At 62.9% G+C, this 15,151-nt stretch carries 12 protein-coding genes; 3 read left to right on the forward strand and 9 right to left on the reverse strand.

Features of this window, described 5'->3' with window-relative positions:
• Window positions 1-15: 15 nt before the first annotated feature.
• Complete coding sequence (locus tag P7F28_RS26875; protein ID WP_277187891.1) at window positions 16-1,236, reverse strand: MFS transporter; 1,221 nt, start codon at window positions 1,234-1,236, stop codon at window positions 16-18.
• 270 nt (window positions 1,237-1,506) lie between these two features.
• Between P7F28_RS26875 and P7F28_RS26880 the strand changes: the two genes are divergently transcribed.
• Window positions 1,507-2,661 (forward strand): CaiB/BaiF CoA-transferase family protein, encoded by a 1,155-nt coding sequence (locus P7F28_RS26880; protein WP_277187892.1) that lies wholly within the window; start codon window positions 1,507-1,509, stop codon window positions 2,659-2,661.
• Between the two features lie 61 nt (window positions 2,662-2,722).
• On the opposite strand, the gene P7F28_RS26885 is transcribed toward P7F28_RS26880, so the two are convergent.
• From P7F28_RS26885 to P7F28_RS26915, 7 genes are all read right to left on the reverse strand, one after another.
• The gene (locus tag P7F28_RS26885) at window positions 2,723-3,547 is read right to left on the reverse strand and encodes an SDR family NAD(P)-dependent oxidoreductase (RefSeq protein WP_277187893.1); all 825 of its coding nucleotides are present in this window, start codon (window positions 3,545-3,547) and stop codon (window positions 2,723-2,725) included.
• Window positions 3,548-3,573: 26 nt separating this feature from the next.
• Complete coding sequence (locus tag P7F28_RS26890) at window positions 3,574-3,990, reverse strand: MaoC family dehydratase (protein WP_277187894.1); 417 nt, start codon at window positions 3,988-3,990, stop codon at window positions 3,574-3,576.
• 18 nt (window positions 3,991-4,008) lie between these two features.
• Window positions 4,009-4,449, reverse strand: a complete 441-nt coding sequence (locus P7F28_RS26895; protein ID WP_277187895.1) for a MaoC family dehydratase N-terminal domain-containing protein — start codon at window positions 4,447-4,449, stop codon at window positions 4,009-4,011.
• A 25-nt stretch (window positions 4,450-4,474) separates the two neighbouring features.
• Complete coding sequence (locus P7F28_RS26900) at window positions 4,475-5,662, reverse strand: lipid-transfer protein (RefSeq protein ID WP_277187896.1); 1,188 nt, start codon at window positions 5,660-5,662, stop codon at window positions 4,475-4,477.
• Window positions 5,663-5,704: 42 nt separating this feature from the next.
• Window positions 5,705-6,844, reverse strand: a complete 1,140-nt coding sequence (locus P7F28_RS26905; RefSeq protein ID WP_277187897.1) for an acyl-CoA dehydrogenase family protein — start codon at window positions 6,842-6,844, stop codon at window positions 5,705-5,707.
• Between the two features lie 43 nt (window positions 6,845-6,887).
• Window positions 6,888-8,768: a feruloyl-CoA synthase gene (locus P7F28_RS26910; RefSeq protein ID WP_277187898.1), complete on the reverse strand. Its 1,881-nt coding sequence runs from the start codon at window positions 8,766-8,768 to the stop codon at window positions 6,888-6,890.
• A 202-nt stretch (window positions 8,769-8,970) separates the two neighbouring features.
• Window positions 8,971-11,829 (reverse strand): LuxR C-terminal-related transcriptional regulator, encoded by a 2,859-nt coding sequence (locus P7F28_RS26915; RefSeq protein WP_277187899.1) that lies wholly within the window; start codon window positions 11,827-11,829, stop codon window positions 8,971-8,973.
• Between the two features lie 356 nt (window positions 11,830-12,185).
• Between P7F28_RS26915 and P7F28_RS26920 the strand changes: the two genes are divergently transcribed.
• Window positions 12,186-13,349 carry a porin gene (locus P7F28_RS26920; RefSeq protein ID WP_277187900.1) on the forward strand — a complete coding sequence of 388 codons (1,164 nt, stop codon included), beginning with the start codon at window positions 12,186-12,188 and terminating at the stop codon, window positions 13,347-13,349.
• 128 nt (window positions 13,350-13,477) lie between these two features.
• Window positions 13,478-13,837, forward strand: coding sequence for a BON domain-containing protein (locus tag P7F28_RS26925; RefSeq protein ID WP_277187901.1), 360 nt, complete (start codon window positions 13,478-13,480; stop codon window positions 13,835-13,837).
• Window positions 13,838-13,905: 68 nt separating this feature from the next.
• Here P7F28_RS26925 and P7F28_RS26930 read toward each other — a convergent pair whose 3' ends face one another.
• Window positions 13,906-15,138 carry an acyl-CoA dehydrogenase family protein gene (locus P7F28_RS26930; protein WP_277187902.1) on the reverse strand — a complete coding sequence of 411 codons (1,233 nt, stop codon included), beginning with the start codon at window positions 15,136-15,138 and terminating at the stop codon, window positions 13,906-13,908.
• Between the last annotated feature and the right edge of the window lie 13 nt (window positions 15,139-15,151).

Genomic DNA, 15,151 nt, shown 5'->3' on the forward strand with positions numbered 1-15,151 from the left:
CATATCGGCCAGTCTCTATCCCGTCGCGCTGACCTGCTCCGCCGATTGCGTCAGATCCACCCCGCGCCGCTCCCGGCTAAAGAAGATCAGCGCCGCGATCACCACCGCGACGGTTCCCGCGACGATCGCCATTGCCATGCCGTAGTTATCGTTGTGTTTATCGGCAATCGATGCCTGAAGCGTGGCGTTCACTGCCGCAAAAAGATTGCCGAGCTGATACACCAGCCCAGGGAATGTTGCGCGAATCTCATCCGGCGAGATTTCGTTCAGATGCACCGGAATCACACCCCACGCGCCTTGCACCGAAATCTGCATCAGAAACGCGCCCACGGCGAGCATGACCGGTCCTGTCGAAAAAGCCCATAGGTACAACACCGGCAACGCGATCAGCGCCGCGATGAAAATCGCCACGCGCCGACCGATCTTCTCCGAAAGCGAGCCGAAAAACAGCCCGCCGACGATCGCGCCGACGTTCAGCACAATCGTAATGATCGACACCGTATGCGGCTCGAAGTGATGCTGCTCGCGCAGGAAAGTCGGATACAAATCCTGCGTGCCGTGCGAGAAGAAATTGAACGCCGTCATCAGCACGATGGCGTAGAGCGACAAGGTCCAATTCTTTTTGAGCGTGGCGAGCAGACCGGGCCGCTTGCGTTTCTCCATCACGCGCCATGCGGGCGATTCGGGCACGTGCGCGCGTACATAGAGCACGAGCAAAGCAGGCGCGACGCCGACGAAAAACATGCCGCGCCAGCCGACATACTGATAAAGCACCCCGAATACGATCGATGCCAGCAGATAGCCGCTCGGATAACCCGCCTGAAGCAAGCCGGAGACGAAGCCGCGCGCGTGTGGCGGCACGGTTTCCATCGTCAGCGCGGAACCGACGCCCCATTCGCCGCCCATCGCAATGCCGAACAGCGCACGCAGGATCAGCAGCGTCGTCAGATTCGGCGACAGGCCGGAGAGCATTTCCAGCAGCGAATAAATCGCGATGTTGATCATCAACGTCGGACGGCGGCCGAACTTGTCCGCGAGCCGGCCGAAGATCAGCGCGCCGATGGGCCGCATCGCCAGTGTCAGCGTGATGGCGAAGGCGACGGCAGGAATCTTCGTGTTGAACTCGGCAGCGATGTCTTTGAGGATAAAGACCATCAGGAAGAAGTCGAACGCGTCCAGGGTCCAGCCCAGGTACGCGGCAATCGTGACGTTTCGTTGTTCTCGCGTCCAGGCCATCGCCGTGATCTCCCGTTGGTTTGATTGCAAGTCTCGTCTTGCGATGCAGTCGAGCAATAAACACACCGGCCCTGTCTCGGCCGGATAGAACGCAAAGCAGTGTACGCCGCCTGTTAAATGCACGCTTACCTGAATAAGTTCGTCGCCGTTTCGAATGCGAAATGAAAGCGCGATGAAGCCGTTCCGGAATCCACGCTCCCCGGCAAGGGTGGTCGGCGGGTCGGTCCAATCTGGCCTACTGATTATTTTTGATATCGACGGGAGACAAACATGGGCGTACTCAGCGGAATCCGCGTACTCGAATTCGAAGCCATCGGTCCGGGACCGTTCGGCGCGATGCTTCTGGCGGATATGGGCGCGGATGTGCTGCGTATCGACCGGCCGGCTGCGCCCGAAGATCTGGGACCGAAGTCGAACGGAAAGAAGGTCGATGTGACCGGACGCGGCCGGCGTTCGGTGACGCTGGATCTGAAGCGCCCCGAAGCCGCCGATGCCGCGCTCGATCTGATCGCGCGCGCCGATGTCGTGATCGAAGGGTTCCGTCCCGGTACGATGGAGCGGCTGGGTCTCGGGCCGGACGCCGCCTTTGCGCGCAACCCGAACCTGGTCTATGGCCGCATGACCGGCTGGGGTCAGACGGGGCCGCTGGCGGCGCGCGCGGGACACGATCTGAATTACGTGGCGTTGTCGGGCGTGCTGTCCGGCATCGGCCGTGCGGGCGAAGCGCCGGTGCCGCCGTTGAATCTGGTCGGTGACTACGGCGGTGGCGGCATGCTGCTGGCGCTGGGTATCGTCGCGGCGCTTCTGAATGTGCAGCGCGGCGGCGCGGGCCAGGTCGTCGATGCGGCGATGATCGAAGGCGCGGCGCAATTGGGCGCGGTCGTGTGGGGCTTGCTGGCATCGGGCAACTGGCACGAACAACGCGAAAGCAATCTGCTGGATGGCGGCACGCCCTGGTACGACAGCTACCGCACGCGCGATGGCCAATACATGGCGGTCGGCGCGGTCGAAGGGCGTTTCTACGGCGAACTGCTGCAAAAGCTTGGTCTCGCCGATGCAGGCTTGCCGAATCAGCACGATCGCGGCGGCTGGCCACAATTGCGCGAGCGCTTCGCTGCCGCCTTCCTGACGCGCACGCGCGACGAATGGTCCGCCATCTTCGACGGAAGCGATGCCTGCGTCGCGCCGGTGCTGAACTTTTCGGAAGCGCCTGCGCATCCGCATCACCGGGCGCGCGGGAGTTTCGTGGAAGTAGCGGGCGTGGTGCAGCCCGGTCCCGCGCCGCGCTTCTCGGCGACGCCTTCCGCCATCAAAGGCCCTGCGCCGCAGCGTGGCGAACGCGGGTCGGTCGCGCTGAAAGACTGGGGCTTCGATGAAGCCGCAGTCGAGAAGCTGCGCGCCCGCGGTCTTGCATATATGAGCTAAAAGCAAAACGCCCGATGCGAGCATCGGGCGTTTTCTTACAACGCAGTACGAAATATAGGGATTACTGCAGATTCCCTGCTACGGCAATCGTCTGGCCCGTAATGTAATTCGACTCGGGCGAGCAGAACAGATACACGCCGCCCGCCGCTTCTTCCGGCGTACCGCCACGGCCGAGCGGATTGCGTTGCGCGTGGCTCTTCAGCATTTCCGGATTCAGGCCGACACGAATATCGCGTCCTTCGATCTGCACGGTCGCGCCCGCATTGGCATCCGCCGACGTCATCCGCGTATGAATCAGCCCGAACGCCACGCAATTCACGTTGACGTTGAAGCGTCCCCATTCGCGCGCCATTGCACGCGTCATGCCGATCACACCCGCCTTCGCCGACGAATAGTTGATCTGTCCGGCATTGCCGTTCAGCGCCGAAACCGACGAGATATTGACGATCTTCCGATAGTTCTCGCGGCCCGCTTCCTTATCGGCGGCGTGGAGCGCCTTGATATGCGGATAGGCGGCGCGCAGGATGCGAAAGGGCGCGGTCATATGGCAATCGAGAATGGCGTACCACTGCTCGTCGGTCATCTTCTGCACCACGTCGTCCCACGTATAACCCGCGTTATTGACGATGATATCGATGCCGCCAAACTTGCTCATGGCCGTGTTGACGAAGCGATCGCCGAAGTCCGGGGCGCTCACGTTGCCGACACACGCCACCGCATCGACGCCGCGCTTTTTGAGGGCTTCGACCATTTCATGCGCCGGATCGGCGTCGAGATCGTTAATGACGAGACGCGCGCCTTCGCTGGCGAATTTTTCGGCGATCGCGCGGCCGATGCCACGGCCGGAGCCGGTGACCAGCGCCACTTTGCCGTCAAGCTTTCCCATGTTTCTTTCTCCTTGATTGATCGATATCACAAAGCGATGACGGCGTCGCCGAGTACGCGCGGCTCGTCATATTGATTCGTCGTGCGAATTTCAAGCCGCACGCGCTGCTCGCCGTCCGCTTCGAATTTCTCGGTCACGAAGCCGCTGCAGGTGATCTGATGCCCGAGATGCGTAATGCCGACGAAGCGCACGCCGAACTGCCGCAGTTGACGCTGATCGACCCATTGCGTCAGCAGGCGGCCGAGATACGCCATCGACAACATGCCGTGCGCGAACACGTCCGGCATGCCGGCGCGGCGGGCATAGTCGAGATCGATATGCACGGCGTTGTGATCGCCGGATGCGCCCGCGAAAAGCGCGAGCGTGGTGCGGTTGATCGGCGCGAGCGTCAGCGGCGGCAGCGTGTCACCCACTCGGATGTCCGCGAATTTCAATGTGCTCATACAGTCTGCCTCTCAGGTTCAGCCGTTGCGATGCACCAGCACGCTGCGCAAATCGGCCACGTGCTCGTCGTTCTGATTCGTGACACGCGTTTCGCGCACCACGAAGCTAAGCGCGCCGCCTTTTTTGTCGTAGATATCGGCGATACGGCTCTCGAAGCGCAACACGTCGCCCGCATAAGCGAGCCGGTGGTACGTGAACGACTGTTCGCCGTGCAGGATGCGGGCCATCTGAATGCCCACTTCATCGCGCCAGCTTTTGTCGGGCTGTTCGAATTCCAGCGAGAACAAAAACGTCGGCGGCAAGGGCAGGTGACGATGACCTGCATCGCGCGCGGCGGATTCATCGAAGTAGATCGGATTGGATTCCGCCGTGGCCTTGGCGAAGAAGCGCAGTTGCCCCGCCTCGGCCACCGCGCGAAAGGACGGCAGCACCTTGCCGATAAATTTCTTGTCGATCATGTGAGTCCCTCCTTCGACGCGCGCGTCAGGCGGCCTTGTACACGGTGACGACGCATGCGCCGCCCAGCCCGACGTTATGCGCCAGCGCCACCTTCGCGCCATCGACCTGACGCTGCTCGGCCGTGCCGCGCAACTGCTGAGTCATTTCGTAGCACTGCGCAAGACCGGTCGCGCCCAGCGGATGGCCCTTCGAAAGCAGACCGCCCGACGGATTGACGACCCACTTGCCGCCGTAGGTGTTGTGGCCATCGTTGACGAGCTTTTCGCCTTCGCCTTCACCGCACAAGCCGAGGCCTTCGTAGGTGAGCAGTTCGTTTTGCGCGAAGCAGTCGTGCAGTTCGATCACGTCGATATCTTCCGGCCCGATGCCCGCCTGCTCATACGCGATGTTCGCCGCCGAACGCGTCATGTCGAAACCGACCACGCGAATCATGTCCTTGGCGTCGTACGTGCTGGGTTGATCGGTGGTCAGCGCCTGACCGGCGATCAGCACATCGGTGCGCAGACCGTGCTTGCGGGCGAACGCTTCCGAGACGACGATGGCCGCCGCTGCGCCGCATGTCGGCGGGCAGGCCATGAGGCGCGTCAGCACGCCGTCCCACAGCATGGGCGCGGCCATCACGTCCTCGGTCGATACGACGTTGCGAAACACCGCGAGCGGATTGCGCGCCGCGTGCTGGCTCGCCTTGGCGCGAATCTTCGCGAAGGTCTCGAGCTTTGTGCCGTATTTCTTCATATGCGCCATGCCCGCGCCGGCGAACTGGCGGATCGCGTTGCTCAAACCGTCAGGAGGACCAACGAGTTCATCGACAAGATGATTGGCGCGTTCCAGTGCGGATGCGCGGTCCGTCCAGACCGACTTGAGCGCGCCCGGATTCATGAATTCGAAGCCCAGCGCCAGCGCGCAATCCACCGCGCCGCTTTCCACGGCCTGACGCGCGAGAAACAGCGCCGACGATCCGGTCGCGCAATTGTTGTTGACGTTGATGACCGGAATGCCCGTCATGCCGACGTGATACAGCGCCTTCTGACCGCAGGTCGAGTCGCCATAAACATAGCCTGCGTAGGCCTGCTGCACATCGGCGTAGGCGACGCCCGCGTCGGTCAGCGCCTGCCGCACCGCGCCTGCGCCCATCACGTCATAGGCATCGCTGGTGCCGGGTTTCTTGAACGGAATCATGCCGACGCCGGCAACGAAGACCTTACGACTCATGGTGTTGCTCCTTCCTGAAGAATTATTCGGAATTGTTCGGATTCACAACTTGCGGGAGATGAGGTCGCGCATGACCTCGCTGGTGCCGCCGTAAATGCGCGTGACGCGTGCATCGGCGAAGGCGCGGGCCACCGGATACTCGAGCATGTAGCCGTAGCCGCCATGCAGTTGCACCATTTCGTCGAGCGCCTTGCCGAGCGTCTCGGTGGCGAAAAGCTTGGCGATCGCGGCTTCTTCGAGCGTAAGCCGGCGGCGCACGTGTTCGGAAAGATAGTGATCGACCATCAGACGCACGGCGACGGCCTGCGCCTTGATGTCGGCGAGCTTGAATTTGGTGTTCTGGAAATCCCACACGGTCTGATTGAACGCGCGGCGATCCTTCACGTAGTTGATCGTGTGTTCGAGACACGCTTCGAGCTTCGCGGCAGCGCCAAGCGCGATCGACAGACGTTCCTGCGGCAGTTCGGCCATCAGATAGGAGAAGCCTTTGCCTTCTTCGCCGAGCAGATTGGTGACCGGCACGCGTACATCGTCGAAAAAGAGTTCGGCCGTGTCCTGTGCATGCTGGCCGACCTTGTCGAGCTTGCGGCCACGCCGAAAGCCTGGGCGCGTCGCCTCGACGACGATCAGGCTCACGCCGCGCGATCCGGCGCTCGGGTCGGTCTTGCACACCATGATGATCAGATCGGCCATAAGACCGTTGCTGATAAAGGTCTTGCTACCGTTGATGACGTATTCGTCACCGTCGCGCACGGCGGTTGTGCGAACCGCTTTCAGGTCGCTACCGGTGCCGGGTTCCGTCATGCCGATGGCGAGAATCGCTTCGCCCGAGCAGATCTTGGGCAGCCAGCGCTGCTTCTGCTCTTCGTTGCCGAGACGGGCGATATACGGCGCGATGATGTCCGAGTGAACCGAAAAGCCGAGACCGCTGATGCCGGCCGCGTTGATCTCTTCGTTGAAGACCGCCGCATGGCCGAAGCCGCCGCCGCCGCCGCCGTATTCGGTTGGCAGCGTCAGGCACAGCAGACCTTCGCGCCCGGCCTTGAGCCAGGTTTCACGATCGACGCAGCCGGCCTTGTCCCAGGCCGCCTGTCGCGGCGCGCACTCGCGTTCGAGGAAGCGGCGCGCCGTGGTGCGGAGCATTTCGTGATCGTCGCGGAATACGGTACGGGAGATGTGCATTGCGTTGTCCTGAATAGATTTGAGGCGTCAGTCGTGACTGGGGTTATCGCATGCAGGCGACATGCGCTTCGGGATCCTGCCGATACAGCTCGTCGATCAGATGTGCGCGCCGGGCGCGCGTCACGGCCTGGTTCACGTAGCCCTTATCGGCGATTTCGTTGGCATCCATCGATGGCGGTTCGGTCATCAGTACCAGCCGTTCGATGGCGAGGCTCGCGCCACGCTGCGGCTGCTCGCGCAGGCGTTCTTCGAGCGCCGCCACGACCAGCGGATGCCGCGCCAGTTCGGCGGCGCCGAGACCGGCGAGTTCGGGCGCGAGACGCTGGCAGCCCGTCACGTTCGGCCATGCAAGCGCGGCGAGATAGCCGTGGTCGTGGCCGCAGATCACGGCGTCGCTGATGAGCGGGGCGCAGCGGTCGATCAGTTCGAGACGAACCGCGCCCGTGCGTACCCAGGTGCCGTTGTCCAGCTTGAAGTCTTCGACCACGCGGCCCGCGAACAGCAGCCCCTTGGCCGGATCGAGCGGATCGGCGAGTTGCACGGCGTCGCCGAGGCGGAAGTAGCCTTCTTCATCGAAGGCGGCGCGCGTCAGTTCGGGATGGCCGATGTAGCCCGCGAACACATGCGGGCCGCGCATGCGGATTTCATAGCGGCTGCCGTCGCCATCGAGCGGGATCAGCTTGACTTCGGCACCGGGGACGGGCGTGCCAACATTGCCGAGATGGTCGCCCGTGCGGCCCCAGTACGTGCCCATGCCACTGGTCTCCGTGCACGCCAGCCCCGTGCAGAACGCGATGCGTTCGCCCACGGTGCGTTCGGCCACGTTCTGGATGCGCTGCCAGATATCGCGCGGCATGCTCGCGCCGCCGTAGCCTAGGAATTGCACACTCGAAAACAGATTGCGCGCCAGCACCGGATCGCGTTCGAGTTCGGTCGCGAGCATGGCCCATGCGGACGGCACGCTCGTGAAAACCGTGGGCGAGACTTCACGGAGGTTGCGCACCGTTCGATCGATATGACCGGGCAGCGGCCGGCCATCGTCGATGTAATGCGTTGCGCCGAATTGCACCGAACGGCCGAGATTCAGCACGCCGCCAAGACCGTGATGCCACGGCAGCCAGTCGAGGAATCGCGGTTGCGTTTCGCTGAGCCAGGCGAGATTTGCCGCGTAGTACGAAGCAACGGCCTTGAAGTTGCCGTAGGTCAGATTGACGCCCTTGGGCAGTCCCGTCGAACCGGATGTGAACAGCACGCGGACCGTGTCTTCGGCGCGCCGCGCGGCGTGCGCCGAGGCGATCTTGCCGAGACGTTGCGCTGTCAGCACGGTGCTGCTCAGCGCGCTCCACGCGAGTTGCCCGCTCGTCGCGCCCTGCACGGCGATGACCGGAATCTTTCCAGCACCCAGCGCACCGAGCGCGCGTTCAAACGGCGCCGCCGCCTGAACGAAGATCGCGGCGGGCGGAACCAGTTCGCACACGCCTTTCAGACGCGCGAAGTCCTTGCTCAGCAGCGCGTAAGCGGGTGAAACCGGCGCGGTCGGCACGCCGACGTATTCCGCTGCCAGCAGCAGCACCGCCTGTTCGATGGAATTGCCCGACAGCAGCATCAGCGGACGCGACGGTCCCAGCCCCAGATCGAGCAGCGCCGCCGCGACGGCTTGCACCTCTTGCCACAGCGCGTTCCAACTCATCACGCGCCAGGTGCCCTGCGCGTCGCGCTCGCAAAATGCGAGCGTCTCGCCGCGGCGATCCGCCCACAGCGGCAAAAAGTCCGCAAAGCCGAGCTGCGTGATGGCGGGCGGCGGATGCGCGGAACGCAGAATCAGCGAGCCGTCCGTACGCCGTTCGACCAGCGTGGCGAGGTCCGGGAATCGCACCGGACGATAAGGTGCGACGGTGGATTCACTCGGGTTGAGCGAAGTCATGACGCGTGTCTCCTGGGCTTTGGTGCGCGCATTGCGCAGCCGCGTTTTGTTTTGCAGGTGTGAGTCGCCCAGACGGACGCACGACACCCTGAAAACTAGAATAGGGAATCGTCTGAATGCCTGCACCACCCGAGGCGGGTAGCGAAGGCATGGGAAGGTATCGGAAGGGGAAAAGAGGGGGCGCGGCGGGGGAATTGGCGCGTTATACGCGGTGGCTGTCGGTCGCCGCGCTGCGTGAATGTGCCGATGCCGCCGATGCCCCGCATTCGAGATCGCGCATGCGTGACACGGCTTCATCACGGCTCGACACGCCGAGTTTTCCGTAGATATTCTTGAGATGCCACTTCACGGTTTCAGGCGAAATACCCAGCGTGCGAGCGATTTTCTTGTTCGGCAGCGCCTGAGCGAGCAGACCGACCACGCGCGACTCGCGTTCGCTGAGCGCCTCGATGCCGGGCAGCGCATGGCGGGGCGCGCTCCGTCCGGCACGTTCGCAGCAATCGACCGGCGTGCTCTGATGCGCCGCTTCCAGGCGGCTCACGTAAAAGGACAGCAAGGGATCGGCGGCTTCCTGTTTCACGGCCCGCGTGATCAGTTCGAGCGCGCGGGGATCGGCGTCGAGCAGGCCACGGACGAGACCGAGTTTATGGCCACGGCGCAGCGCGGCGAGCACGCTTTGATGCGCGGCATCGGCACGGCCGCGTCGTTCGTCGATCAGCGCGCTTTGCATCAGCAAACGCGCCACCTGACGTTGCCATCCACGTTCCTCACACAGAGCGATCAGAGGCCGCAGCCGGGTCGCCGCGCCCTCGAAATCTTCCTGCGCGATACACCAGTCGATATGCGCGCGTTGCGCCAATACTTCGATCTCCGCGCGCGTGCGCGGGCGGCTTTCCGGAACGCACGCGATCATGGCGTCGAGCCGGGCGAGGCAGCATTCCGCCGCGTCGATCTGGCCGCACAACACGTGCCGATGGACCTGATCGGCGAGGCTGTGCGCGATCAGACGCTGCAGACCGCGTTGCGCTGCATATTCTTCGAGACGTTCCAGATAGGCGAACGCATCGAGCCGATGGCCCGCCAGCCAATGCACCGCCGATAACACCGTCAGCACGCGCAGCACGGAGTCGGGAATCGAGACGCGTTCGAGCACATCGACGCGCTCTTCGAGCAGCTTGCGCGCCGCTTCCAGATCGTTCGATTCGTACAGCACTTCGCCAAGCAGCGCGGCAGCGAAACACGCGCCTTCCGCCGCTGCGCTGCCGAGCGGATCGGCCTGGGCGAGCACATCACGGCTGATGCGCTCGACCTGCGCGAACTTGCCTTCCAGCGCATAACTGAAGCCCATCATGCAGCGCCCGTTCAGCATGCCTGCGGACGTGCCGCTGAGCGGCGCGCCATCCATGACAAGCGTGGGCGATTCGAGCTGGATGCGCCGCGCGTGTTCGTATTCGCCGCGCCGCATATAGATCCATGACAGCAGATTGTTGCGCGCGCCCATGGCGAAACCGTCCGTTCTGGGCGGCGGCTGGAGCAGGGCGGGCAGCACGGCGACGGCGGCGTCGGGATCGTCGCATTGCACGGCGAGCGCCGCTTTCAATAACGTCAGGCGATAGCGCGATGCCCGGTCCGCATCCGGCGATTCCGCTTCCAATTGCGCGATGCCGCTGGCGCATGCCTCGAATTCGCGTGCGTATAAGTGCAGATGCAGCATCCACAAGCGCAACGCGATACGCGACTGAATTTCGGAGGCGGGCAGCAGGCGCATCAGACTGACCAGCTTGCGCAGGTCGCCGCGCAACTGCATGGCGCGAGCCACCTGTTGCACATGATCTGCAGCCGCGCCCGGCTCACCGGCGAGCAGTGCATGGCGCACGGCCTGATCGGGTTCATTGTGATCGCGCAGCCATGACCACGCGGCGTGATGGATGGCGCGCTGTTGGGCCTCGCTATGCGCCTGAAAACGCGCGAGCAAAATTTCGCGGAACAGCGGATTGAGCCGATACCACGTTTCGCTGCCCGATCGCTCGACAGGCGCGATAAACAGATTGTCGCTTTCAAGGCGCGTCAGCAGCGCCAGAACTTGTTCGGCTTCCTGATCTTCTCCGACCAGTGCGACGCACAATGGCGCGCATACCCGCGCGCAGATCGCCATGCGAGTCAGCAATTCGACTTCCGATGAAGACAGTCGCGACAGCACCTCGCGCTCGAAATAATCGGCGAAGGCCTGCACATCCTGCAAATGAAGCTTCGCGTGCGGCAGGGCATCGGCGAACGGGGCGTCGGACGCGCCCGTTTTGCGACGCTTCAGGCGCATGGCCATCAATTGCAGGCCCGCGACCCAGCCGTCGGTCATTTCATGCATACGACGGGCATCGCGGTGATGGAGATGACCGAGTTGCGTCTTGAGAAATTCCTCGGACTCGGCCTGCGAAAAACGCAGATCGCGCGTGTCCAGTTCGAGGACGAGGTCCTGATCGCGCAAGCGGCCGAGCGACAGCGGTATCGCACCGCGCGATACCAGCGCGATATGCAGATTCGCGGGCGCAAAGTCGAGTAACCACTGGAGCGCTTCATGGCAACGCGCGTTGCTGACCTGATGCAGGTCGTCGAGCACCAGCACGACATCCTTGCCGCAATCGGCCATGCCCCGCACCAGCGCGATCACCGTGCGCTCGACAGCTTCCTCGTCCATGCCACGGCCGCCGAGCAGCAGGGCTTCGTGGCACGCTTCCGGCGCGACTTGTGCGAGGCTTGCCACGAGGTAATCGAGGCAATGGGCGAGATCGTTATCGTCCGGTGCGAGCGTGAGCCACGCGATTTCGAAGCCGAGCGGCAACAGCGCTTCGCGCCATGCGACCAGCGCCGTGGTTTTGCCGCAACCGGCCGGACCCTGAATAACGACGCAGCGTTTGCGCCGGGCATCGAGCAATTGAGCCAGCAGACGCTCGCGTGCGATCACGCGCGTAGTGCTGCGCGGCGGATTCAATCTTGGGTCTGCCTTGTCCGCGACCGCGCGCTGCGGCCGGCATGCTTCGGGCGAAAGAATGATTTGCGGCATGGTCACGAGCGCCTGACAATCGCGGCCCCGCGCCTGAGCGACATGAGCCGAAGCCAATAAAAGAGTCGATCGATTGTAACGCTGCTTTCCGGGCTTTCCAGTGGTTCGGCAGCGCGCAAATTCCGAATTCGCTGTGCGGCTTACCCTAATAGACCGAATGCGCATGCCGCGTTCTTCCTGCACGTGCGGGTAATCCCGTTCCCACTCCGCGTGGGTAGGTTTCGCCGTTTTTCAAGCCAGCATCATGGCGCACAGAGCGCCCGCGTCCGAACGCAACACGATGTTCAGGTCTGCTTCGTACCACGCTCGAAGCACCGATGCTTACTGGCTCGGCAAACATAAGAAGGGAGACGTGAATGCGGTTGATCAGCAAGAGTATTTTCGGGACCAGCCTGGTGCTGGCCGCGAGCGGCGCAGCGGCGCAGTCCAGCGTCACACTGTATGGCGTGGCGGACACGTTCATTCAGTATCTGGACAATGGCGGCAAACATTCGTACTCGGAACGAAGCGGGGGTTCTGCGGGTTCGCAGTTCGGTTTGAAAGGCACCGAGGAACTCGGCGGCGGCGTCAACGCAGTCTTCGACGTCGAAACGGGTTTCAATATCAACAATGGCACATACTTCGCTGACAGCAACACGATGTTTTATCGTCAATCGTGGGTTGGCCTGAAGAGCGATGCTTACGGGCAACTGTCGTTCGGCAGACAGTATCAACCGAGCTTCTGGGCCGTCTATTTCACCGATCCCTTCCGTGGCAACGAAGTCATGTCGCCGCTGGCCGCCGCCGATCTGGCGGGCGCGACCGATCGGTCCACGCTTGCCACGCAGTATGTCGCCGGGCGCACCAGCAATTCGATCGTCTATATCTCGCCGGATATGCGCGGCGCGCGCTTTTACGCGATGTACGCGCTTGCATCCACCGTGTCGCAGCCGATCGCGGTGGCGTCGGGGAACATGCTGGACCTCGCGGTGAACTATTCGGGCTACGGCTTCTATGCCGCGCTGGCTTATCAGTTCCAGCACGGCGGCCGCGAGACCGCGCCGCTTGTGCCCAGCGCGCCGAGTCTGCTCACCAGCTTCGATCTGATGGCGACGGAGCATTACACGGCCGCGCTCGCGTACCGCTGGGGCATCGTCAACTTTCAGGCGAACTACTCGTATAACCGCTCGAAGGACGTGCCGGATGGCGCGGTCGTATCGATCACGCCTGCGCTCAAGGTGCCGTTGTCGATGCTGGTGCACTCGTACAGCATCGCCGAAGTGGGCGCAACGATTCAGGCGACGCCGGTCGATGTGATCGAAATCGCGGGCATTCAGCGTCAGGTGCGCGGCGTGCATGACAACACGTGGGGCATTGAAGTGGGCGCGGATCACAACATCTCCAAGCGCACCAGTTTCTACATGCGCGCCGGGTATATGAAGAACAACGGCGGCGCGAATATGAGCTGGCCGGGTGTGAGCGGCGTCGCGGCGGGTTCGAAGCAGGTCGTCGGCGTGCTCGGGATGACGCATCGCTTCTAAGTGGCGCTTTCAGGCGGCAAGGAGGCGGCAAGGACTTCGGGCGCGGATCGGCGGATCGCTGTCGATCCGCGCCTGAGCGGTTCTATTCGCAATATCAGCAACATCATCAAAAGTGGATCATCAAAGTAATGAAAACGACTCTCGGATTCAAGCTCGCAAGCGGCGCGCTCGTCGCATTGATTTCTTTTGGCGCTTACGCGCAGGAGAGCGATGCCGCGCTGGCATCTTCGCCCGCGAACGCGTCCAGCCCGTCCAACGCGAAGGCGATGAAGGCGGCAAACCGTGCGCTGCAAAAGCAGGTGGTGCGTGCGTTGAGTACCACGAAGGGATTGCGCAGCAGCGCGATTACCGTGCGGGCCAATAGCGGCGCGGTGATCCTTGAAGGCACGGTGCCGGAGCAATCGCAGACGGAATTGGCGGCACGTGCTGCCGCAGGCGTGCCAGGCGTGACATCGGTCAAGAATATGCTGACCTTGTCTACGCTGTAGGAAGAAAGAGTTTGGCCGGAGCGCGCGGGGTATCGCTCGCTCCGGAATGAGGTTTATCAGAACTCCGATCAGAACTCCGAATCACCGTCGAGCAATCGGCGCGCGATCGTGCGGCGCTGAATCTCCGAGGTGCCGTCCAGAATGCGCATCATGCGCGCCCAGCGATATCCTTCTTCGATCCGCAACTCGTTGGTCACACCCATTCCACCGTGAATCTGAATGACGCGATCCATCACGCGGCCGCACATTTCCGTGGCGGAAGCCTTGACGATCGATGTCTCCTTGGTGGCTGGCTGGCCCTCGTCGATCAGCCATGCGCAATGACGGATCATGGATTTGCACGCGTAAATTTCCATCGCCGCCTCGGCCAGCATGATCTGCACGGCCTGATATTCGCCGATGGCTTGCCCGAACGTCTTACGCACCTTCACGTATTCGAGCGCCTGATCGAGCGCCCAGCGCGCCAGCCCCAGACACGATGCCGCCATGCTGAGCCGTCCCGCATTGACGCCATCGAGCGCGACGGCAAGACCGCGATCGACTTCGCCAAGCCGATGCGTGTCCGGCACGCGCACATTGTCCAGCGCGATAATGCCGACCTCCGCGCCCAAATGGCCCATGACGGGAATCACACCGGGCACCGAGAAGCCGGGCGTATCGGTCGGCAGGAAGAAGCCGGTGATGCCGCCGCGCCGTGCCTTGACCTTCTCTTCATCCGTGATGGCGAAGATCATTGCGTAATCCGCGTAGGGCGCGTTGGTGATCCATTGCTTCGTACCGCTGATGATCCATGAATCGCCGTCGCGCACGGCGCGGGTGCGGATGCCGAACACATCCGAACCGGCGTCGGGCTCGCTCAGGCCGAAGCACATGGTCTTCTGGCCGCTCGCGAGTGCGTCGCGGCACGTGTCCAGTACGGCGGGGTCGAGATGACGCAACACTGGCGACAGACCGTTCGTGAAAGGCGAGGGCAGCACGACCGTCTGCACCAGATGCCTGCCAGGTCCGCAATGCGCGTTCAATCGCTCCTGAATATAGACGGCGGCCTGCGCGCCGAGCCCGCCGCCGCCCAGCTTTTCATCCGCGAGCGCCGTGTAGAAGCCGAGTTCCGCCGAGCGCATCCGCACCTGACGTCGCACGTTCAGGACGGCGGGGGTGAAGCGGCCATCGGTGCCGTAGATGGTCCGTTCGCTGGCGAACAGCGCGCGGTGCTCGTGCTCCAGCACGGCCACTTCCCGGTCGATGAAACGAATCAGCGAATCGCCGAAATCGACCCATTCACTGCGTGGTTCGAAGCTCATTCAATCTCCTTGT

This window comes from Caballeronia sp. BR00000012568055 (assembly GCF_029439455.1).
Lineage (GTDB): Bacteria > Pseudomonadota > Gammaproteobacteria > Burkholderiales > Burkholderiaceae > Caballeronia.

Coding starts and splice junctions, on each gene's coding strand:
- P7F28_RS26875 (WP_277187891.1), bottom strand. CDS start 1,236: ATGGCCTGGACGCGAGAACAACGAAACGTCACGATTGCCGCGTACCTG.
- P7F28_RS26880 (WP_277187892.1), top strand. CDS start 1,507: ATGGGCGTACTCAGCGGAATCCGCGTACTCGAATTCGAAGCCATCGGT.
- P7F28_RS26885 (WP_277187893.1), bottom strand. CDS start 3,547: ATGGGAAAGCTTGACGGCAAAGTGGCGCTGGTCACCGGCTCCGGCCGT.
- P7F28_RS26890 (WP_277187894.1), bottom strand. CDS start 3,990: ATGAGCACATTGAAATTCGCGGACATCCGAGTGGGTGACACGCTGCCG.
- P7F28_RS26895 (WP_277187895.1), bottom strand. CDS start 4,449: ATGATCGACAAGAAATTTATCGGCAAGGTGCTGCCGTCCTTTCGCGCG.
- P7F28_RS26900 (WP_277187896.1), bottom strand. CDS start 5,662: ATGAGTCGTAAGGTCTTCGTTGCCGGCGTCGGCATGATTCCGTTCAAG.
- P7F28_RS26905 (WP_277187897.1), bottom strand. CDS start 6,844: ATGCACATCTCCCGTACCGTATTCCGCGACGATCACGAAATGCTCCGC.
- P7F28_RS26910 (WP_277187898.1), bottom strand. CDS start 8,768: ATGACTTCGCTCAACCCGAGTGAATCCACCGTCGCACCTTATCGTCCG.
- P7F28_RS26915 (WP_277187899.1), bottom strand. CDS start 11,829: ATGCCGCAAATCATTCTTTCGCCCGAAGCATGCCGGCCGCAGCGCGCG.
- P7F28_RS26920 (WP_277187900.1), top strand. CDS start 12,186: ATGCGGTTGATCAGCAAGAGTATTTTCGGGACCAGCCTGGTGCTGGCC.
- P7F28_RS26925 (WP_277187901.1), top strand. CDS start 13,478: ATGAAAACGACTCTCGGATTCAAGCTCGCAAGCGGCGCGCTCGTCGCA.
- P7F28_RS26930 (WP_277187902.1), bottom strand. CDS start 15,138: ATGAGCTTCGAACCACGCAGTGAATGGGTCGATTTCGGCGATTCGCTG.